Source organism: Arcicella sp. BE140 (genome assembly GCF_031456255.1).
In the GTDB taxonomy this organism is placed as follows: Bacteria; Bacteroidota; Bacteroidia; order Cytophagales; family Spirosomataceae; genus Arcicella; species Arcicella aquatica.
In genome coordinates, this window is record NZ_JAVDUE010000012.1 from 127,320 (window position 1) to 146,447 (window position 19,128).

The 19,128-nt window shown below is 36.7% G+C and carries 15 protein-coding genes; 8 read left to right on the forward strand and 7 right to left on the reverse strand.

The features are described from left to right. The first annotated feature begins 256 nt into the window (after window positions 1–256). The 6 genes from J2Y60_RS17000 to J2Y60_RS17025 all read left to right on the forward strand — a co-directional run bounded on the left by J2Y60_RS17000 (window position 257) and on the right by J2Y60_RS17025 (window position 8,413). Window positions 257–1,099, forward strand: coding sequence for an OmpA family protein (locus tag J2Y60_RS17000; protein ID WP_309920819.1), 843 nt, complete (start codon window positions 257–259; stop codon window positions 1,097–1,099). Window positions 1,100–1,242: 143 nt separating this feature from the next. Further along, a complete protein-coding gene (gene rpsF, locus J2Y60_RS17005; RefSeq protein WP_309920816.1) occupies window positions 1,243–1,614 on the forward strand; it encodes a 30S ribosomal protein S6 in 372 nt (123 codons plus the stop codon). 34 nt (window positions 1,615–1,648) lie between these two features. Further along, window positions 1,649–1,900, forward strand: a complete 252-nt coding sequence (gene rpsR, locus J2Y60_RS17010; protein WP_184137058.1) for a 30S ribosomal protein S18 — start codon at window positions 1,649–1,651, stop codon at window positions 1,898–1,900. Window positions 1,901–2,008: 108 nt separating this feature from the next. Beyond that, entirely contained in the window at window positions 2,009–2,452 is a 444-nt protein-coding gene (gene rplI / locus J2Y60_RS17015; RefSeq protein WP_309920813.1) for a 50S ribosomal protein L9, read from the forward strand. 205 nt (window positions 2,453–2,657) lie between these two features. After that, window positions 2,658–5,411 (forward strand): T9SS type A sorting domain-containing protein, encoded by a 2,754-nt coding sequence (locus tag J2Y60_RS17020; RefSeq protein WP_309920810.1) that lies wholly within the window; start codon window positions 2,658–2,660, stop codon window positions 5,409–5,411. A 149-nt stretch (window positions 5,412–5,560) separates the two neighbouring features. Next, on the forward strand, window positions 5,561–8,413 hold the full coding sequence (locus tag J2Y60_RS17025) for a T9SS type A sorting domain-containing protein (protein ID WP_309920807.1): 2,853 nt from the start codon (window positions 5,561–5,563) through the stop codon (window positions 8,411–8,413). 26 nt (window positions 8,414–8,439) lie between these two features. Here the strand turns inward: J2Y60_RS17025 and J2Y60_RS17030 are convergent, their stop codons facing one another. The 3 genes from J2Y60_RS17030 to bioB all read right to left on the reverse strand — a co-directional run bounded on the left by J2Y60_RS17030 (window position 8,440) and on the right by bioB (window position 10,809). Continuing rightward, the gene (locus J2Y60_RS17030) at window positions 8,440–9,036 is read right to left on the reverse strand and encodes a DUF6992 family protein (protein ID WP_309920804.1); all 597 of its coding nucleotides are present in this window, start codon (window positions 9,034–9,036) and stop codon (window positions 8,440–8,442) included. A 243-nt stretch (window positions 9,037–9,279) separates the two neighbouring features. Next, complete coding sequence (locus J2Y60_RS17035; RefSeq protein WP_309920801.1) at window positions 9,280–9,747, reverse strand: peroxiredoxin; 468 nt, start codon at window positions 9,745–9,747, stop codon at window positions 9,280–9,282. 30 nt (window positions 9,748–9,777) lie between these two features. After that, window positions 9,778–10,809: a biotin synthase BioB gene (gene bioB, locus J2Y60_RS17040; protein ID WP_309920799.1), complete on the reverse strand. Its 1,032-nt coding sequence runs from the start codon at window positions 10,807–10,809 to the stop codon at window positions 9,778–9,780. 374 nt (window positions 10,810–11,183) lie between these two features. On the opposite strand from bioB, the gene J2Y60_RS17045 reads away from it, so the two are divergent. After that, window positions 11,184–12,323: a 2-isopropylmalate synthase gene (locus J2Y60_RS17045; protein ID WP_309920796.1), complete on the forward strand. Its 1,140-nt coding sequence runs from the start codon at window positions 11,184–11,186 to the stop codon at window positions 12,321–12,323. A 70-nt stretch (window positions 12,324–12,393) separates the two neighbouring features. Here J2Y60_RS17045 and J2Y60_RS17050 read toward each other — a convergent pair whose 3' ends face one another. The 4 genes from J2Y60_RS17050 to J2Y60_RS17065 all read right to left on the reverse strand — a co-directional run bounded on the left by J2Y60_RS17050 (window position 12,394) and on the right by J2Y60_RS17065 (window position 17,739). After that, a complete protein-coding gene (locus tag J2Y60_RS17050) occupies window positions 12,394–13,683 on the reverse strand; it encodes an aminotransferase class V-fold PLP-dependent enzyme (protein ID WP_309920792.1) in 1,290 nt (429 codons plus the stop codon). Window positions 13,684–13,810: 127 nt separating this feature from the next. Next, the gene (locus J2Y60_RS17055) at window positions 13,811–15,190 is read right to left on the reverse strand and encodes an HlyD family efflux transporter periplasmic adaptor subunit (RefSeq protein WP_309920788.1); all 1,380 of its coding nucleotides are present in this window, start codon (window positions 15,188–15,190) and stop codon (window positions 13,811–13,813) included. A gap of 53 nt (window positions 15,191–15,243) precedes the next feature. Then, window positions 15,244–16,701, reverse strand: coding sequence for a TolC family protein (locus J2Y60_RS17060; RefSeq protein ID WP_309920784.1), 1,458 nt, complete (start codon window positions 16,699–16,701; stop codon window positions 15,244–15,246). Window positions 16,702–16,992: 291 nt separating this feature from the next. Next, a complete protein-coding gene (locus tag J2Y60_RS17065) occupies window positions 16,993–17,739 on the reverse strand; it encodes a M15 family metallopeptidase (RefSeq protein WP_309920782.1) in 747 nt (248 codons plus the stop codon). Between the two features lie 133 nt (window positions 17,740–17,872). Between J2Y60_RS17065 and J2Y60_RS17070 the strand changes: the two genes are divergently transcribed. Continuing rightward, window positions 17,873–19,108 carry a nucleoside recognition domain-containing protein gene (locus J2Y60_RS17070; protein WP_309920779.1) on the forward strand — a complete coding sequence of 412 codons (1,236 nt, stop codon included), beginning with the start codon at window positions 17,873–17,875 and terminating at the stop codon, window positions 19,106–19,108. The last annotated feature ends 20 nt before the right edge of the window (window positions 19,109–19,128 follow it).

A 19,128-nucleotide genomic window follows, 5' to 3' on the forward strand; every position in this document is an offset into this window, starting at 1 on the left:
TTACAAATATAGTTGCTACATTGAGATTTCAAAGGGCTTCTGTCATGCTGACAGGCTTTTGAAATTTTATGATTCCCATAAGAAAGATAAATCAGTGTTTTTCGTTATAAATCTTAAATAAACGTGGCATTTTTTTTTGTTAAAAGCTGAAAATTTTTTCTGATTTTTCTCTGTCATCTTTGATTTTCGACAAAAGTCATAAAAGTGTAGGCTAAAAGGCATTCAACATGATATATTATTGTAACCAGTAAATCCAATGAAAACACTTCTATTGCTTATGTTTTGTAGCTTTTGTACAAGCCTTTTTGCTCAGGTAACCCCAGCTAAAGAACCAAGATTTTACCTCCTGAAACTGAAAGTAGTGGATAGCGAGACAAGTGGAAATCTGGAAGGCTCATTTGTGAAAGTATTTAATAAGACCAAACAGCAGTTAGTAGACTCTGTCAGAGTACAGAATGGATATGCAAAAATCAAACTTGAAAAAGGGAATGACTACGATATCATTGCACGATTTGATGAATATTTAACACGCCGTGCCAACTTTAATGCTGCTTGTTATTTGCTTGATTCCAAAAAAGCTTTTTGTGTGTCGGGCATCATGATTGAAAATGTAACTACTTTGGCTAACCAAAATGAATTAATAGAGGCTACTATTAATATGCAAAAAATAAACCTCAATGATATTTACAGGATTGATAATATCCATTATGATTTTAATAAATGGGAAATCAAGAAAGAAGCCTTTCAAGGATTGTACACATTAATACAAATTCTAAAAGACAATCCTGATATTAAGGTAGAGCTAGGGTCACATACTGATAGTAGGGCAGATGAGGAATATAACATGAGCTTGTCGCAGAAACGCGCAGCCCAAGCGGTTAATTTCATTATTATCAAAGGCGGGATTGCCCAAGAAAGAATTATTGCCAAAGGTTATGGTGAAACCCAGTTGCTGAATCAATGTAAGGATGGCGTAGTATGTTCGGAGAAAGAACATGCCATTAATAGGCGAACAGAGGTAAAGGTATTAGGGTATAAAAACAGTGAAAATATAAATAAACTACAAAAGGCAGGGGCTATTTCGGGTGCCAAAAATTGAAGATAATTTAGCTATTGATACCTAGTGAGGTCTTTATATAACTCTATCTTCCTGATTATCAAAAACTTTATCTGTAATGTTTTGTAATTACAAAGGGAATGTGTAATTTTGCACTCCAATTTTTAAAACAACATTACATACTTATGGAATTACGTAATTATGAAACGGTATTCATCTTAACTCCCGTTTTGTCTGAACAGCAGACAAAGGATGCCGTTGAAAAGTTCAAAAAAGTCCTAACGGACAACAATGCTGAGATCATTAATGAAGAAGCATGGGGAATACGTAAGCTGGCGTATCCTATTCAAAACAAACAAACTGGTTACTATTATATCGTTGAGTTCAAAGCAGAAGGAACTCTAGTAGCTAAATTGGAACTTGAATACAAGCGTGACGAAAAAGTGATTCGTTTCTTGACAACTGTTCTTGATAAGCACGCAGTAGCATACAACGAGCGTAAGCAAAAAGGTTTGGTAGGTAAAAAACCAGTAGCTGCAGAAGCAAAAGCAGAATAAGTAAGACATTCACGAAATTCAACATTTTGAAATCATGACATTAGTAAACGAACCAGTTGACAAAAGCGTAATCCGCAAAAAATATTGCCGTTTCAAAAAATCAGGCATTAAATATATCGACTACAAAAACCCTGACTTTTTATTGAAGTTAGTAAACGAACAAGGAAAAATTCTTCCTCGTCGTCTTACTGGTACTTCTTTGAAATTTCAACGTAAAGTAGCTGTAGCTATCAAACGTGCAAGACACTTGGCTTTGATGCCTTACGTGGCTGACGGATTGAAATAGTTATTATAAATAAGGTTTTAGATAATAGGTTTTAGGTAATAAGAAATGGGCTGATGGTTTTAACTGTTGCCTTTAAATAAAGCCCTAATATCTTAATAAAATAAAAAAATGGAAATCATCTTAAAGACTGACATCGCAGGTCTCGGTTATAAAAATGACGTAGTTAATGTAAAGCCAGGATATGGACGTAACTACTTGATTCCACAGGGTTTCGCAGTTCAAGCGACGGGATCAAACAAAAAAATTCTTGCTGAAAATATCAAGCAAGTAGCTCACAAAGCTGAAAAAGTGAAATTAGATGCTTTGGCTTTGGCTGAATCTATCGGTGATATTACATTAGCTATTGCTGCTAAAGTAGGTGAAAGCGGTAAAATCTTTGGTCGTGTTACTACTATCCAAATCTCTGAAGCTTTGAAAGAAAAAGGATTTGAGGTAGATAGAAAGAAAATCGCTTTGGATTCTGAAGTGAAATTTGTTGGTGATTACACTGCAACACTTGATTTACACAAAGAAGTGAAGCACAAAGTGAAATTCACCGTAGTAGCTGACTAATTATTTATCCATAAATGGTTAACTACCGTTTGATAAATTATTTAAATAAAATAAAGAAAGCATCTCAGATTCTGGGATGCTTTCTTTATTTTTGTAGGATTTTTCTATGATTATCCACTTATTATTAGCTTAAAAAGCAACGCTTTTTAGACTATTGGCGTCTTATACTTCACAAACACTTGTACTTTACTTAAATTCAGTGAATATGCTTAAGAGATTGTTACTGATTTTGTTGCTCATCAGCACCCATAACTTATTGTTTAGTCAAACAACAATCAAACTCACTTCGCCTGTACTCAGACAAATATTTCAACGTAATTTGAGTAACGAAGCCATTGTTACGATAACCGGAACTTACTCACAACCGATTGATACACTACAAGTAAGGATGAGCCCTGTGAAAAGTGGGCAAGGTATTGCGATAGACTGGACTGTCCTAAAGGCTAATCCGCTCGGTGGATTATTCAAAGGGTCGGTTACGGTAAAAGGGGGCTGGTATAAAATGGAAGTAAGAGGCTTATTAAGAGGGAAAGTGGTTGGTGATGTTGCTAGTATCGAGAGAGTAGGAGTAGGTGAAGTATTTGTGATTGCAGGGCAGTCTAATGCTGGAGGAAGCGGGCTTCGGTCTGATGCAGAAACTGCTGCTGGAGATGATAGAGTAAACTGTGCCAACTTTTTAAAAGATTATAGTGAGAACGGCTACAAAAAAGAATTTGACCCCAAGAATACAAGTTATGTAACATATACTACAAGTAATTATTCGCTTATTGAATTCTCTCAACTTAGCAAAAATGTAACGATTGGTCCTTTAGGTTTAGGACCTTATTATTGGGGAAAAGTAGGAGATGCTCTTGCTGCGAAGCTGAATGTTCCTATTATGTTTTTCAATACAGGCTGGGGAGGTTCGTCAGTAAGAACTTGGCGAGAAAGTGCTGAAAATCCTACGGTTCCTACTTTAGGAGATTTTCAAGACGTAGGCATGCCACTTCGATATTTTCCTGTAGGTTATCCTTATGAAAACCTAAATTCTGTATTACGCTACTATGGCATAAACCTAGGAGTAAGAGCCGTACTGTGGATGGAAGGAGAAACCCAAAACCTAGTGAACCTTGAAGCTATTGCACAAGGCAAGCCTGCTCCGGTAACGATTGATAATTATTTGGATAATCTTCAGCGTTTAATCAAAAAGAGTCGCCAAGATTTAGGGACTAATAAACTAGCTTGGGTAGTTGCACGTACTTCCTATTCAAGTCAGCGTGGTTGTGATTCTATTTTATCACCACCCAAGCCCTCGCCAATCATTGTAAATGCACAGAACCAAGCGATAACGACTGATGCACTCAGACCCATTTTCCCTGGGCCATTTACAGATAATATTCAGGTAGATTTTATCGGCGAAAGAGACCGCTGTGTGCACTTTACTGGCAAAGGACTAACAGATGTTGCCGATGCATGGATTAGGGCGCTGACAGTAGATAATAAAAACTTTTTTGAAACAGTAGAGCCTATTTCAGCAGACACTATTCCTAGTGTTTCCCTTGAATGTGTTTCTACAGATTTAGTGAGATTGAGTTTGCCAGCAGGGTATCAACAATATCGATGGGTAAATGAAACAACCTTTCAAGAATATAATACCCGAACAGTAAATGTTCCTGCGGGTTCATACGTGGTTAAAGTGACACGTGCTAATGGTAATATCGTTCAAGTACCTAGCTTTACAGTAAAAACAAATTTGCCGCCTAAAGCCCCTGTTATCAAGGCTATCGACGATGTTAATTTTTGTATAGGTACGAGTGTCACCATACAAAGTACTACAGAAGCAGAAAACCCTATTTATCAATGGAGTGCACCTACTTCTAATATAGCTGCTACTAGCAATATTTCTGTAAGCAATGAAGGAAGTTATACATTAAGAGTAGTAGATAAAAATGCCTGTCAGTCACCTATTTCAAATGAAGTAAAATTGACGGTAAAACCTCGTCCTGTAGCACCCACCATTTCATTCACAAGTTCAACAGAGTTTTGTGATGAACAGAGTGTCACGCTGGTATCCTCTAATGAAGGAGCAGTAAGCTATTTATGGAATACAGGAGAAACAACTCAAAGTATTGTCGTTAAAAAAGCGGGAACATTCTTTGTTCAAACGCGTGGCACAAATAACTGTTTATCACCTACGTCAAAAGACAATATTACAACATTTGTAAACCCGTTACCTAAGCCTCCAACCATCAATGCTTTAAGCGATGTTGTATTTTGCGAAGGTTCAAGTGTAAACATCAACCTTACGTCGCCAGATGCCAAAAAGTACACTTTTACTTGGGAAAGAAACGGAGTTCTTACCAATAACAATCCTTCACTGATTAAAGTCTCTGGCACGGAATTAGTGAAAGGTTTTGTAAGAGACGAAAAAGGCTGTTTATCAAAAGCATCGAATGTTGTTCAAACGACATTAAAAGATAACCCAACGTCAGTAAGTATCGTACAAAAAGGGACTTACACTTTAGGGGTAAAAACGGCAAAGTTGCCTACTGAGTTTGTCTGGAAATATGAAGGAAAAACATTGGCTACGGCTCCTAAAGATACTATCATCAGAGCAATAGATGCAGGTAATTATACAGTGCAGGCTAGAAATATTTATCAGATTCAAGGATATGTGAATCCATTGGTATGTATTTCAGAAATAGCCACTTATGGTTTGGTATCTTATGATGATAAAGGGCTATCGGTATACCCGAATCCTTCAAGAAATGGTAGATTTACTTTAGAGAGTAGGTATAATTTAGAAAATACAATTATCGCTATTTATACAGTAGATGGAAGACTAATGTATCAGGGTAAAATAGATGTGTTAGATGCACAAAAAGTGCTTGATTTGAGTACGCTAGTAGATGGTACTTATATCTTAAGAGCAACGAATAACAATTTTAAAATTTCGAAGAAAATACTTATCGAAAGATAAGTATTTTTAGATAAATATATCATAAGATTCACTTTACGTGAATTTTGTATATTTTTATTACGTTAAAAGTTTTACGAATAGGGTTACGCTAAAAAATTACCTCCTTACTTATTTTATCTTGTTGAGATAAAGTTTAAACAATAATTCTGATGTTATTTCCCAAAAGAATTCTTTTGTTGGTATTAAATCTTTGTATTCCAACTATACTTTTTTGCCAGATAAAGATTACTTCGCCTCAAAACAGAGCTGTCTATCAGCGAAACCAAGAAGGCTTTTCACAAATTACCATTTCAGGTACATACGAAAAACAGATTGATAAAATAGAAGCTAGATTAATCCCTGTTGAAGCCGGACAAGGTGAATATGTAGATTGGACAGTCATAAAAGTACTGCCCCTTAATGGCAATTTCAGCACCGTCATGCGAGTTAAACAAGGGTGGTATAGCTTGGAGTTGAGGGGTAGTTTGTATGGAACCCTCATTGAAGGTACTACACGACTGGAAAGAGTAGGAGTTGGGGAAGTTTTTGTAATAGCTGGGCAATCTAATGCCCAAGGTATGCCCCAAATTGCGGGAATTGGGGCAACAAATGATCGTGTAAACTGTTTTGGGTCTGCTACAAATACAGATTCAGGAGGAGATTTTTATATTTCCTTGTCTCCATTTTCAAAATTAGAAGCTAATAGTAGGATTGCCCCAAGAGGAATGAATGGTTGGTGTTGGGGAAGACTAGGCGATTTACTCGTAAATAAATTAAATGTACCAGTAATGTTTTTTAATGCTGCTTTTGAGGGTACCTCAAGTAGCACTTGGGCAATTTCTGCGAATGGAAACAATGCCCCCAATCCATATATTGGAGGAACCTATCAAAACAAGTTACCATATCAAGACCTTTCAGATTCCTTTCATTATTTCGTTGCTCAATTAGGCATTCGTGCTGTTTTATGGTGTCAGGGGGAGTCTGATAATTTTTTGGTTAATCAAAAACTAGCTACCAATAGCGAGGTATATCGTTCAAATCTTCAAACAATTATCAATAAGTCTAGGTCAGACTCTGGTAAAGATATAAGCTGGGTAGTCTCTTTGACTTCTGGAGGGTCTGCTACCCCATGTAGTGGTATTTGCGGTACACCCATCGTTACTGACCAGAATATTATCAATGGACAATTGGCAGTAATTAACCAAGCCAACAATAATGTATTTTTTGGCCCTAATACCGACCAAATTCAGGTTACGGGGCGTCAAGATGGTGTACATTTCAATGGAGTAGGCTTGGAGCAACTAGCAAATGCATGGAGTAATGCGTTGAATGATAACTTTTTTGGAAACTCAAGACCACAACTACCGATGACAATTGGTAATTTGGATTTCTATTGTGGAAACAATCAGGTAGATGTAAACTTGCCAGATGGCTACTCAAACTATCAATGGTCAAATAATGGTAGTAATTTTTCAAGTGGTGTATTTTCAAGCCAGAAATTAACTAGACTTTCAGTTGGAACCGATAAAAAGTATTATGCTCGTTTTCGTGATAATGTAGGCAATGTTATTCAAGTACCTTACATATCTTTTGTAGGGAGCGCTGTTCCGTCGGCATCTATTACGGCTAGTAGCGATGTTAGTTTTTGTGATGGTAATAGTGTTACATTAAATGCTAACGACGCAGCTATCTATGAATGGAGCAACGGAAGTATTGCGAAGTCTATTAATGTTTCTACCTCAGGAAGTTTTGCCGTAAGAACAGTTAATCAGTATGGTTGCCAATCTGATTTTTCACCAACCGTTACTACAACGAATAAGCCTTTACCCCCAAAACCAACTATTGCAGCGAGTGGCCCAACAACTTTTTGTGCTGATACTGATGTAACATTAACCTCATCGAATACACAGGCAGGGAGTTATTTGTGGAGTACAGGAACTAATAGTCAGAACTTGAGAATAAATACTTCGGGTACTTACAGAGTAACAACGATTAGTCCTCAAGGTTGTTCTTCTCCGATTTCAGACGGCATTCAGATTATAGTAAATCCTTTACCACCCACTCCAACTATCGTAGCGAGTGGCCCAACAACTTTTTGTGCAGATACTGATGTAACGCTTACTTCATCTAATGTATCGGCCAATAGGTATTTGTGGAATACAGGAACAAGCACTCAAAATATAAGAATAAATACTTCGGGTGATTATACTGTCAGAACCATTGATGGTAATAATTGTTTTTCAATGGCATCAGCAGCGCAAAAAATAACGGTGAATCCTTTACCTGCCACGCCTACTATTTTATCAACGAAAGATACTGTGTTTTGTGATGGAGATAATACTACGTTACAAATGAGCTTAATCGCAGGCAATAGACCCACGTGGCTTGCTAGTCAGAATGGTACAGTTACAAATTTTGGTATTCAAAACCTAACTATTACACAGTCTGGAGGGTTTCGTGCTTATCAGACTGATGGGAATGACTGTAAATCACCAATTTCGCCCACTGTATTTGTATCCGTAAAAGCGAATCCTCCACGAGTGGACTCTATCGTTCGTTTAAGCCCTTATACCGTGGGAGTAAATGCTGTTAGGGCTGACCAATACGTTTGGCAGGTGAATGGGGTAGCCAACAATAATCTATCGGGAAGCTCAATAAGATTTACCGAGGAAGCCAATCTGAGTGTTATAGCTAAAAACGTCTATCCTACATTATTTTATGGAGACAAGGTTTGCTTTTCTCCTGTTTCAAACCAGTATGCCTTTAAATTCTTTAATGATAATGGCGTGTCAATTTATCCAAATCCAAGTAATGGAGTATTTAAAATTGAAGCCAGAGACCCTTGGAATAATACTACGTATGAAGTCTATAATTTGTTAGGAGGCTTGCTACAGAGGGGGACAATTTCGTCATTAGATGCCAGCAGAACAATGAATTTAACTGACTTGCCCGAAGGACAATATATGTTAAGATTAAATACCGATTCGCTTTTAATTACGAAAAGAATTATTATTAACAGATAGTTTAGAAATTAGTCTGGAGGTTTTCTTTAAAATTTCCAGACTAACCCTAATTGATTGCCCGTAAAAATCATATGCTGGAAAATGCGCTTGTTTTTAGTATAATGAGAGCGATGTACACCATACATAATACCATCAAAAAGTAATAAAAAACCTCCTTGTAATATTACGGACTGTCCATATCCCTTTAACCTTTCTTCTTGGTCTGTTGAGGTCTTGCTCTTCTCTAATAAATATACTCCCGTCATTACATAAGCTACATCCAAGCCTGAATTAATCAAAAATGTTTTTTCTATAGCATGCTGTTCTTCCAAGCTCAGTAATACTCCCGAGTTACTGTAATCTTGAGTCTTATTTTGTAATAAGCCCAATCCTGCTAAAGTGCCGTTTACTACATTCCAATAAATATTCATTTCATAAAAATACCGATTACTGCCAGTAGTAGTATTAGCCCTTAAGATACCATTAGTAATTAAATTGACCCCTGCCCAACTGCCAAGTACCTTCATGCCATGTTGATTTAAATGAATGCGTTCTTGCTGAAAGGTAATGATGGGATTTTCTTGTGCAAAAGCAGTTTTTGAAAATAATAAAAAGAAGAGAAAAACGAAAAAGGAAGTTTTCATGTTGATAAGGGTTTCTTAAACAACCTGAGTTATTGGATTTTGTTTTAAACAAAAAAGAGGCTGTCTCAAATAAAAGTTCGCCAAAGAATATTCTGCGAATAACCTCATCCCCAACCCCTTCTCCTTCAGAGAAGGGGCTTATTAAGCTCAAAAGCTCCCATCTCTGAAGGAGAGGGGCCGGGGGTGAGGTTGTAAGGCAAAGAATATTTGGTCTGCTTTTATTTGAGACAGCCTCTTTGATATTTATATTTTTGCTAGCGCTTCCTTTACTGCATCAAAGTTCGGAACATCACCAGCACTTTCTAGTACTTCTGCATACTGAATAGTGCCATTGCCATCTACTACGAAAGCTGAACGTTTTGAAACACCTTTCATTCCTAACACAAAGTTCTCATAAATGCTTTCGTAAGCCGTTGATACTTCTTTGTTAAAATCAGATAATAAATCAAACGGAAGGCTTTGTTCTGCCTTGAATTTATCTAAAGTAAAAAGAGAGTCAACTGAAATCCCTATAATCTCAGCATTTAGTGCTGAATAGGTAGCAATATTATCTCTCATTTCACAAAGTTCTGCTGTACAAACACTTGTAAAAGCTAAAGGGAAAAAAAGGATAACAACGTTTTTGCCTTTATAGTCCGACAGACTAATTTCTTTTTTTACCGTATTAAATAAAGTAAAATTTGGAGCTATATCACCAATTTGTAAAGCCATTTTGTATCTTATAAAATGTATGAATAAAATTTATACAGTTACTTCTTCAATGCCTAATGCTTTTCCAGCAGTAGGGATTACTTGAAATTCAACGCCAGCCTTCTTAGTACCTTTAAAAGCTTCACGTGGTTTGATGCTTAGAATCTGGAATAATTCTTGGTCATTTTTAACCGCAGGGTTTGGCGTAGTCAATAACACATCACCTGAGAAAATAGAATTAGCCCCAGCCATGAAACATAGTGTTTGTCCTTCGTAAGTCATATCCATACGTCCAGCCGACAGCCTTACCATTGATTTTGGCATCAAAATTCTAGCAGTAGCGATAGTTCTTACCATATCCCAAATAGAAGCGGGCTCTTGGTCACCTAGCGGTGTTCCTTTGATAGGCACAAGGTTGTTGATAGGTACTGAATCAGGGTGTTGAGGCATATTAGCCAATGTTTTCAACATACCGATACGGTCGCCGTCAGATTCACCTAAGCCGATAATACCGCCTGAACAAACAGAAATTTTTGCCTTACGGACATTATCAATTGTATTCAAACGATCAGAGAAAGTACGGGTAGAAATTACATCTTCGTAGTGTTCTTCGCTTGTATCAACATTATGGTTGTAGGCATATAAACCAGCATTTTTTAGTTTTTCAGCCTGAGATTCTGTCAACATCCCTAAAGTACAGCAAACCTCTAAACCCATAGCGTTTACGCCTTCTACCATCCCTAATACTTTGTCAAAATCTTTGTTGTCACGTACTTCACGCCAAGCAGCACCCATACAAAAACGTGAGCTACCAGCATTTTTAGCTCTTTCAGCTGCTGCCAATACTTCATCAAGTTCCATTAGTTTTTGAACTTTCACGTCGGTATGATAACGAGCTGCTTGAGAACAATAAGAACAATCTTCAGGACAACCGCCTGTTTTGATTGAAAGCAATGTGCTGATTTGTACCTCCTGAGGGTCATTGAATTGGCGATGTACAGTAGCTGCACGGTACACTAATTCCATGAAAGGGAGATTATAAATTTCTTCGATTTCCTCTCTAGTCCAATTATTTTTTATCATGGTATCATCTTGGCGATTTTTATTCGCTTTATGTTAATTAATCAAAATTAAACATGGATTTTGGGTTTGACAAATTGACAAGCCTTTTTGTGTTTTGAAATGTATCTAAAAATAGGATTTTTTACGGATTTTAGTTTACTACTATATCTATAATTATTTTATTAATAAATTTTGTGAAGAAATAATTAATATACTAAATCTTGAATGATTAGTTTTTAATTCTTTTTCATGTGCCATGTGTAGAATTTAATTCTATATAGACTTGTTTTTTATGGTTTTTTAGAATTTAATTCTAAAGATGAGAATTTGTAAAATTTGTTTTTTCTATAATCACGTGTTATTTTTGATTAAGAATCCTTCAAAAAGCAATAACCATGAGTCAGAAAATTTTAATATTCGATACCACCCTTCGCGATGGCGAACAAGTACCGGGTTGTCAATTAAATACCGAAGAAAAGTTACAAGTTGCAGAACAACTAGAGCTACTAGGGGTAGATATTATCGAAGCTGGTTTCCCGATTTCTTCACCTGGAGATTTCCGTTCGGTAGAAGAAATTGCCAAATTAGTTAAAAATGCCACTGTTTGTGGGCTGACTCGTGCCAAGAAAGAAGATATTGATGCGGCTGCTGCGGCATTAAAGCATGCTAAATATCCAAGAATCCACACGGGTATCGGTTCATCAGATACACACATTAAATATAAGTTTAACTCAACACGTGAAGAAATTCTAGAAAGAGGTGTTTGGGCTGTAAAATACGCAAAGTCGTTTGTAGAAGATGTTGAGTTTTTTGCAGAAGATGCTGGTCGTGCAGATTTAGTATTCTTAGCACAATTGACAGAAGCTGTGATTGATGCAGGTGCTACAGTGGTTAACTTGCCTGATACTACTGGTTATTTGTTGCCTCAACAAATGTTTCAACGCATCAACTATTTGTTTGAAAACGTACCGAATATCCATAAAGCAGTGATTTCAATGCATAATCACAACGATTTAGGATTGGCTACTGCTAATACTATTGCAGGTATTCAGGCAGGTGCAAGACAAGTAGAGGTAACTATCAACGGGATAGGGGAACGTGCTGGTAATACTTCTTTAGAAGAAGTTGCCATGATTTTGAATACACATAAAGATTTAGGTTATCATACAGGTATCAATGCAAAACAACTTTATCCGTTCTCACAGTTTGTTTCTAATTTAATGGGAATGCCTGTACAAGCGAATAAAGCGATTGTAGGAGCGAATGCTTTTGCACACTCTTCGGGTATTCACCAAGATGGTTTCTTGAAACATACTCAGAACTACGAAATCATGAGCCCTGAAGATGTGGGTGTTCCTTCTTCTGCTATCGTATTGACTTCTCGCTCGGGTCGTGCTGCCCTTCGTCACCGTTTACAGTTACTAGGATTTGAATTTGAAAAACCAGATTTAGATAAACTTTATACCCGTTTCTTGTTGATGGCTGATGCTCGTAAACAATTGAACGATGAAGATTTGAAAGAATTGGTTGGCTAAAATATATCAAACAAAATACAAAAGGCTTCTCTGATTGTTCAAGGAAGCCTTTTGTATTTTATATAATCCACTAAACTTTAGTCGACAAATACTTTAAGCCGTCCAAGAGTCTATCTAAATCTTGCAGACTTGTATAAACATGTGGCGTTACCCTTACTCCATCTAATTTTTCCCATTTTACAGGCGATGTATGGATTTTATATTTAGCGAACAATTCCCCTTCTATTTTGCCTGCATCCATTCCCTCTACACTAAAGTGTGATAGCGCTCCTGAGTATTCTGATTTTAGAGGAGTATTCAATTTGATTTTAGGCATTGAGGAAGCCTCTTTAGCCCAATAGTTTTTCAAAAAGCGAAGACGAGCCTCTTTTCGAGCATTCCCAATGGCTAATTGAAAGTTTAAAGCCTGCCCAATCGCTTGTTCGATAGGGAAGGGACGAGTACCGAGATTTTCAAATTTTCTGATATTATCTCCATTAGGTTTGTCATTAGGAATTAAGGGAAACACTTTACTGATTTTCTCTTTTTTAATCCAAAGCATACCCGAGCCAATGGGCGCTGATAGCCATTTGTGCAAACTAGTTCCGTAATAGTCCCCACCCAAATCAGGAATTTTGTATTCTAAATGGGCGAATGAATGTGCCCCATCTATCAATACCTCAATACCACGTTTGTGGGCTTCCTCAGCGATACGTTTAGCAGGTAAAATTTGTCCGTTCCAATTAACAATGTGCGTTATATGTACCACTTTAGTTCGGGGCGTCATTTGTTCAACATACTTTTGAACAATCAAATCGTTGTCTTCCAAAGGCAAATCAATGTTTACATAATTGATTTTTAATCCTTCACGGAGTTCTCTTTGTCGCCAAGCATGTAACATATTTGGGTAGTCATATCTACTCATTACGATTTCGTCGCCACGAGTCAGGGGCAAGCCTAAAATAACCGTGTCAAGGGCTTCGGTAGCATTGCGATTAATGGCGATTTCTTCAGGAGAAACACCTGAAAATTTCGCTAGGTTTTCGCGTAGTGGTTCACGACCTTGGTCTAGAATCCTCCACATAAAATAGCTTGGGGCCTCATTGGCTAATTTGTTGTAGCGTTCTACGGCATTTTGCACAACCGTTGGGGCTGGACTAACCCCGCCATTATTCAAATTAATGATTTGAGGAGAAACCGTATAGGCTTGTTGAATTTGATACCAAAAGTCTTCATCAGAAGCCATTAACGTGGCTGATTTATCTGGTGAAAAACTACTAATCGACTGTAAGTCGTTGGAAGATAAACCTTTAAATGTTGGGAGTAAGGAAGTACCGGCAAGCGCAGTAACTTGGTTTAGAAAATTTCGTCTTGATGTCATATTTAGTTTGTTTTACATAAATATACAAAACAATTCAACACGATATGGCATGTAAGTACACAAAAAAGCCAGTCAAAACATTCCTGACTGGCTTTTTCATAAACCCTAAACCAAACTAATCTATTGACTATTTTTTGTCTTTTTTAACTTCTTTTTTGTTCACTAATTCACCGTCTTTTAATTTTTTAGAAACGGTTAAATAAGGACCAGAAATGATAGTTTCGCCATCTGTTAAACCAGAAAGGATTTCAATATTTTCAAAGTCAGAGATACCCGTTTTTACTTCTTTCATTTTTGCTTTGCTGTCTTTTCCTAGTACAAAAACTACTTCTTTAACTTTCTCTTTCTTGATTACTTTTTCATCTTCCTTAGCCTCTGCTGGTGCATCACCCTCTTTTTTCTCTTCGCCATCTTTCATACTTGGGTCACGAGTAGTAACTGATGCTAGTGGTACAGATAAAACGCCATTTTTGCGGTCAGTAATAATTTCAACAGACGCTGTCATTCCCGGCTTTAATGGATATGAGTGTTTGCCTACAATTAAATCTTGATACGATTTACGCAATACTCTAATTTTTACTTCAAATTCCGTTACTGCATCAGTTGAAACAGTGGTAGCAGAAGTACTGCCCAAGCCATTGGCTGAACTAGCAATTTCATATACTACACCTTTGAATTTTCTGCCAGAAGCACTGTATGAATCTACATCAATAATTACAGTGTCATTCATTGAAACACGTGTAATATCGTTTTCGTTCACATTTACACGTACTTCCATTTTATTTAAATTGGCAATTCTAAGTAATTCAGTACCAGCCATTTGAGACGTACCAACTACACGTTCGCCTAATTCAACATTCAACTTTGAAATAGTACCACTCTGCGGAGCATAAATAGTTGTTTTCGTTAAGTTAGCTCTTGCTTCTTTCAAAGCCGCTTCCGAACTTTTAACGTTGAATGATGAAGCCAATACACTTGCCTTTGTAGATTCTACATCTTGTTTTGCTACTAAATACTGCGAATTGAATTGGTCAAAATCAGCATCTGAAATTACTTTGTCATCATGTAATTTCTTATTACGGTCATAATCAATTTTAGCTTTCAACAAACGTGACTCTGCTTGAGATTGCATTGCTTTTGATTGCTCTACTGATGCCTTAGATGAATTTACTTGTGCCTCTGCCCGAGCCAATAATGATTCATAATTATCAGGACGAATTTTCAAAAGTAATTGACCAGCTACTACAGAGTCACCTTCGCTTACATATAGTCCTACAATTTCCCCTGAAACATCGGGCGAAAGTTTAACTTCAATCTCAGGTTGAATTTTCCCAGAAGCGGATACTCTTTCGATAATATCAGCTTTCTTTGCTTTAGTGAATTCAACTTCTGTAGATGGTTCTTTTCCAATGAGGCCTTTTTGTTTTGCAACAATTAATGCAATAACTAATACCACGATGATTCCACCTAATATCCACCAGATTTTATTTGAAGATTTCTTTGCCATAATGTTGGGTAATTGTGTGATGATGTGTAATCGTTCTATACACAAATCACAAGTTAAAAGGTAAGTGGTTTATTTTGATAATAATCTAAGATTTTTGTTCTAAAAATAAAGTCATATTTTGCTTGTACTTGGTTGCCACGAGCTTTGTCAAGGTTTGTTTTTTGTAAACTGTAGTTAACAAAATCAATTGCTCCAGCTCCAAATCTACTTTCTGCTGCTCTGAAAGATTCCTCCAACGCTGTTACTTGTACCGTTAAAGCATCAAAGCGTTTAGCAGCGTTATTCATGTTTGTGTAGGCTTGTTCGATGTTCTGGCGTAGTGTTTGGCGAGCTAACTGGGCGGTATAGTCAGCATTGCTTTTTTGGATTTTAGCTTGTGCTACTCTGTTTTTGTTTAAGAAACGGCTAAAAATAGGAATAGTAGCATTAAAACCAAAGCCATAATTGGCGGTATTTTTTAGCTGTTGAAAATAAGCTACTGTTCCGTCTTCTACAAATTTTGTTTGAGAAACAATCAATGGGTAGTCTACTCCATTTACATTTACATTTCCTAAATTAGAAGTAGTTACACCATCTTGGCGGTAAACTTTCTGAGCGTTAGACTGGTTAGCACCTAAGCTAGCTCCTGCAGATATGGTTGGTAAAAAACCTGCTCTAGCAATATCAATACCTTTAATGGCACCTTCAATTCTCAAGTCGGCCGCTTTTATTGTAGGCTGTGCTTTTTCGGCAATTTCATATATTTTAGCAGCAGTAGCATCGTATCCTTCAGAAGTAGTAGGAACAGGTAATGCAATTCTTTCAACGGTTACGTCTGTAATGTTTTTATCATTCAATAATTGTATTAATGATAATTTTGCTAAATCTAAAGTACTTTGGTTATTGATAACCGTAGTTTCTTCTGTCGCTAATTGTGCTTTTAAATCTAGTAGGTTAGACTGTGGTAAAGAACCCGCATTGACTAACTTTTCAGTACGTTGAATTTGTAAAGCCGTAATTTGTGTCTGGCTCTGCGAAATCAGTAGAAGGTCTTGCGCATTCAAAATATTAAGATATGCTAAAACTACTTGCAAAGAAATGTTTTCTTTCATTGCCTGTAAATCTAATTCAGTTGCTTTCAACAATAAATCATTCTGAAGTATCGTATTTCTTAATAGAAAGCCGTTGAAAAGAGTAACGTTAGCATTAACACTTAAGCTGTTGTAATTGATGTTCTTTTCAACATAAGTGTTGGTGAATGGGTCAAGGCTTCGACCAAAGTTGAACGATTCATTAATTGAACCATTAGCGTTGGGCAAACGATTATCTTTTGATTGTTTCAATTGTAAGCCATTCAATAATACTTGGTTTTCACTTTGTTTTATTGAAATGTTGTTTTTCAAGGCAATGTTTACAGCATCTTGCAATGATACTTTGGTTTTATCATTTGAGCTTGCTTGGATTGCGTTTTGAGCTTTTGCTTGAAAAGTCAATAAAGTAATGCCTGTTAGGATTAGTAATGAGAATTTCATAATTCTTATAATTTATGGTTCAATGTTACGAATGATTTTTGGGGCTTTAAAAATTTTTAGGATAAACGGCTATGATGCTGTGATAAAAGGGAAATAGATATTATCCTCTAGAATTTGTGTTCGTAGAAGTTAGTGCCTAAAATATTTATTAACTCAAAACCACAAGGAATATGCCATTGGGTATAAGCAATTGTTTTACAGATATTTATGGATACTTATAAAGTAAAAAAGTGTCCGTTTTCGGACACTTTTTTATTAAAATCGAACGATTTACAGCTTTTTACTAAAAAACTATTCAATAATCTGATAAATCTGCTTTGCTTGTCTTCTGGAAACAGCATTAAAATGCCACCACTCGTAATCAATTGCTGTAAAACCTGCTGATTTCATAACAGTGCGAAGTAGTATTCTATTGGCTACTTGCTGTTTCGTAAGTTTCTTTTGGTCAAGAAAATAATCTTCTTTAATGGGGTATGCCAAAGCCCCAAAGTAATCATACTTAGTGCCCATGTCTAATGCTTTACCGTCTGCTGTAGCTATGGTCAGATCAACAGCACTACCGTAATTATGAATTGACCCCTCGGCAGGGTTTGCTACATATTTGGCTCTTTCTTTGGGTGGATATTGCGAAAGTGTATTCCATAATATTTTTTGGATGCTATGCGGTCTACCGCCATCATATACCAATAGCCGATAATTTGGGTGTTTCTGTTGAAGAATAGTATTGGCTTGTTTCAACATTTTCGCTGGTCGCTTCTGCATAAAACAATTGGTGATACAACCATAGACATCTTTTCCCACAAAATTATCTGTAGTAGAGTATTTCAATTCAACTAAAACAGAGGGGTCAATTTCTTGAATATTGACTAATCCTTGTTGAGCCATTTTTTGCTCATACTCACAGTCCGTCTGTAGCTTCTTCTTGAGGTTCTTTGGAGGATTATGATCGTTTTTCTCAACTTTCGCTTCTTTCACATTAGCTGAAACTACCAGATAAGGCATCACGAAAAGTAATAGACAGAAAATTTGTTTTCTCATATTGTTGATGTCATTAAAGAATAAAACATAAATTTAAGGGTGAAATGCTTTGAATAGTGAAAATAAAGCAATTTTAGCTTTTAATACTTCTGTTCAAGTTTTTAAATTGAGCTCATAAAACCCTAATGATAACATGGCCTTAAATTACCTTTGGATTGCCTTTTTTATTGTCGCTTTTATTGTCGCATTAATCAAACTCATTTTTACGGGAGATACCGAAATATTTAAAATAATTATTGATGGAATGTTTGATTCTTCCGAAGTGGCGGTAATGAAAATAGCTTTGCCTTTGGCGGGTGTCATGACTTTTTTTATGGGCTTATTAAACATTGGCGAACGTGCAGGGGCTATCAATTTTTTAGCTCGTTTAGTTGGTCCTTTTTTTAGCCGATTGTTTCCTGAAATTCCTAAGAACCATCCAGCCAATGGACAGATGATTATGAACTTCTCGGCCAATATGCTAGGGCTGGATAATGCCGCTACACCGTTTGGGCTAAAAGCCATGCAAAGTCTACAAGAATTGAATCCGAGTAAAGATGTGGCATCTAATGCACAAATCATGTTTATGGTGTTGCATAGTGCTGGGCCAGTACTGATTCCCCTTAGTATCATGGCACAGCGTTCTATTTATGGTGCCGCTGACCCATCTGATATTTTTATTCCTTGTTTGATAGCTACTTATATAGCTACGGTTACAGGATTACTGTTTGTAGCCATTCGTCAAAAAATCAATTTGTTAGATAGGGTAATACTTACTTGGTTAGGGGGCATTTCATTATTTATCGGATTCGTGCTTTGGTATTTTTCAAGTATTCCGAAAGAACAAATTGAAGTGGTTTCAAAGATTTCTTCCAATGTTATTCTCTTTACATTCATCATATCATTCCTTTTAGGAGCATTAATAAAAAAAGTAGATGTTTTTAGTGCCTTTATTGAAGGGGCAAAAGGCGGATTTGAAACGTCTGTCAAAATTATTCCCTATTTAGTGGCTATGCTTGTTGCGATTGGTGCCTTACGAAATTCTGGAGCATTAACGTGGGTAGTGGATGGCATGAAATATGCCTTTGCGTTAACAGGAATGAATACAGACTTTACCGACGCGTTGCCTACAGCTTTGATGCACCCTTTGAGTGGAGGAGGGTCAAGGGCAATGATGATTGATACCATGAAAACCTTTGGGGCTGATTCTTTCGCAGGTCGTTTGTCTTGTGTTTTTCAAGGGTCTTCTGATACCATTTTTTACGTATTGGCTTTGTACTTTGGTTCTGTCAATATCCGCAACACTCGTTATACACTTTGGGCGGGCTTAACAGCCGATTTAGTAAGTATCATTACGGCTATCTGGGTAAGTTATATTTTCTTTCATTAAGCTTTTAGCTTTGAGCTATC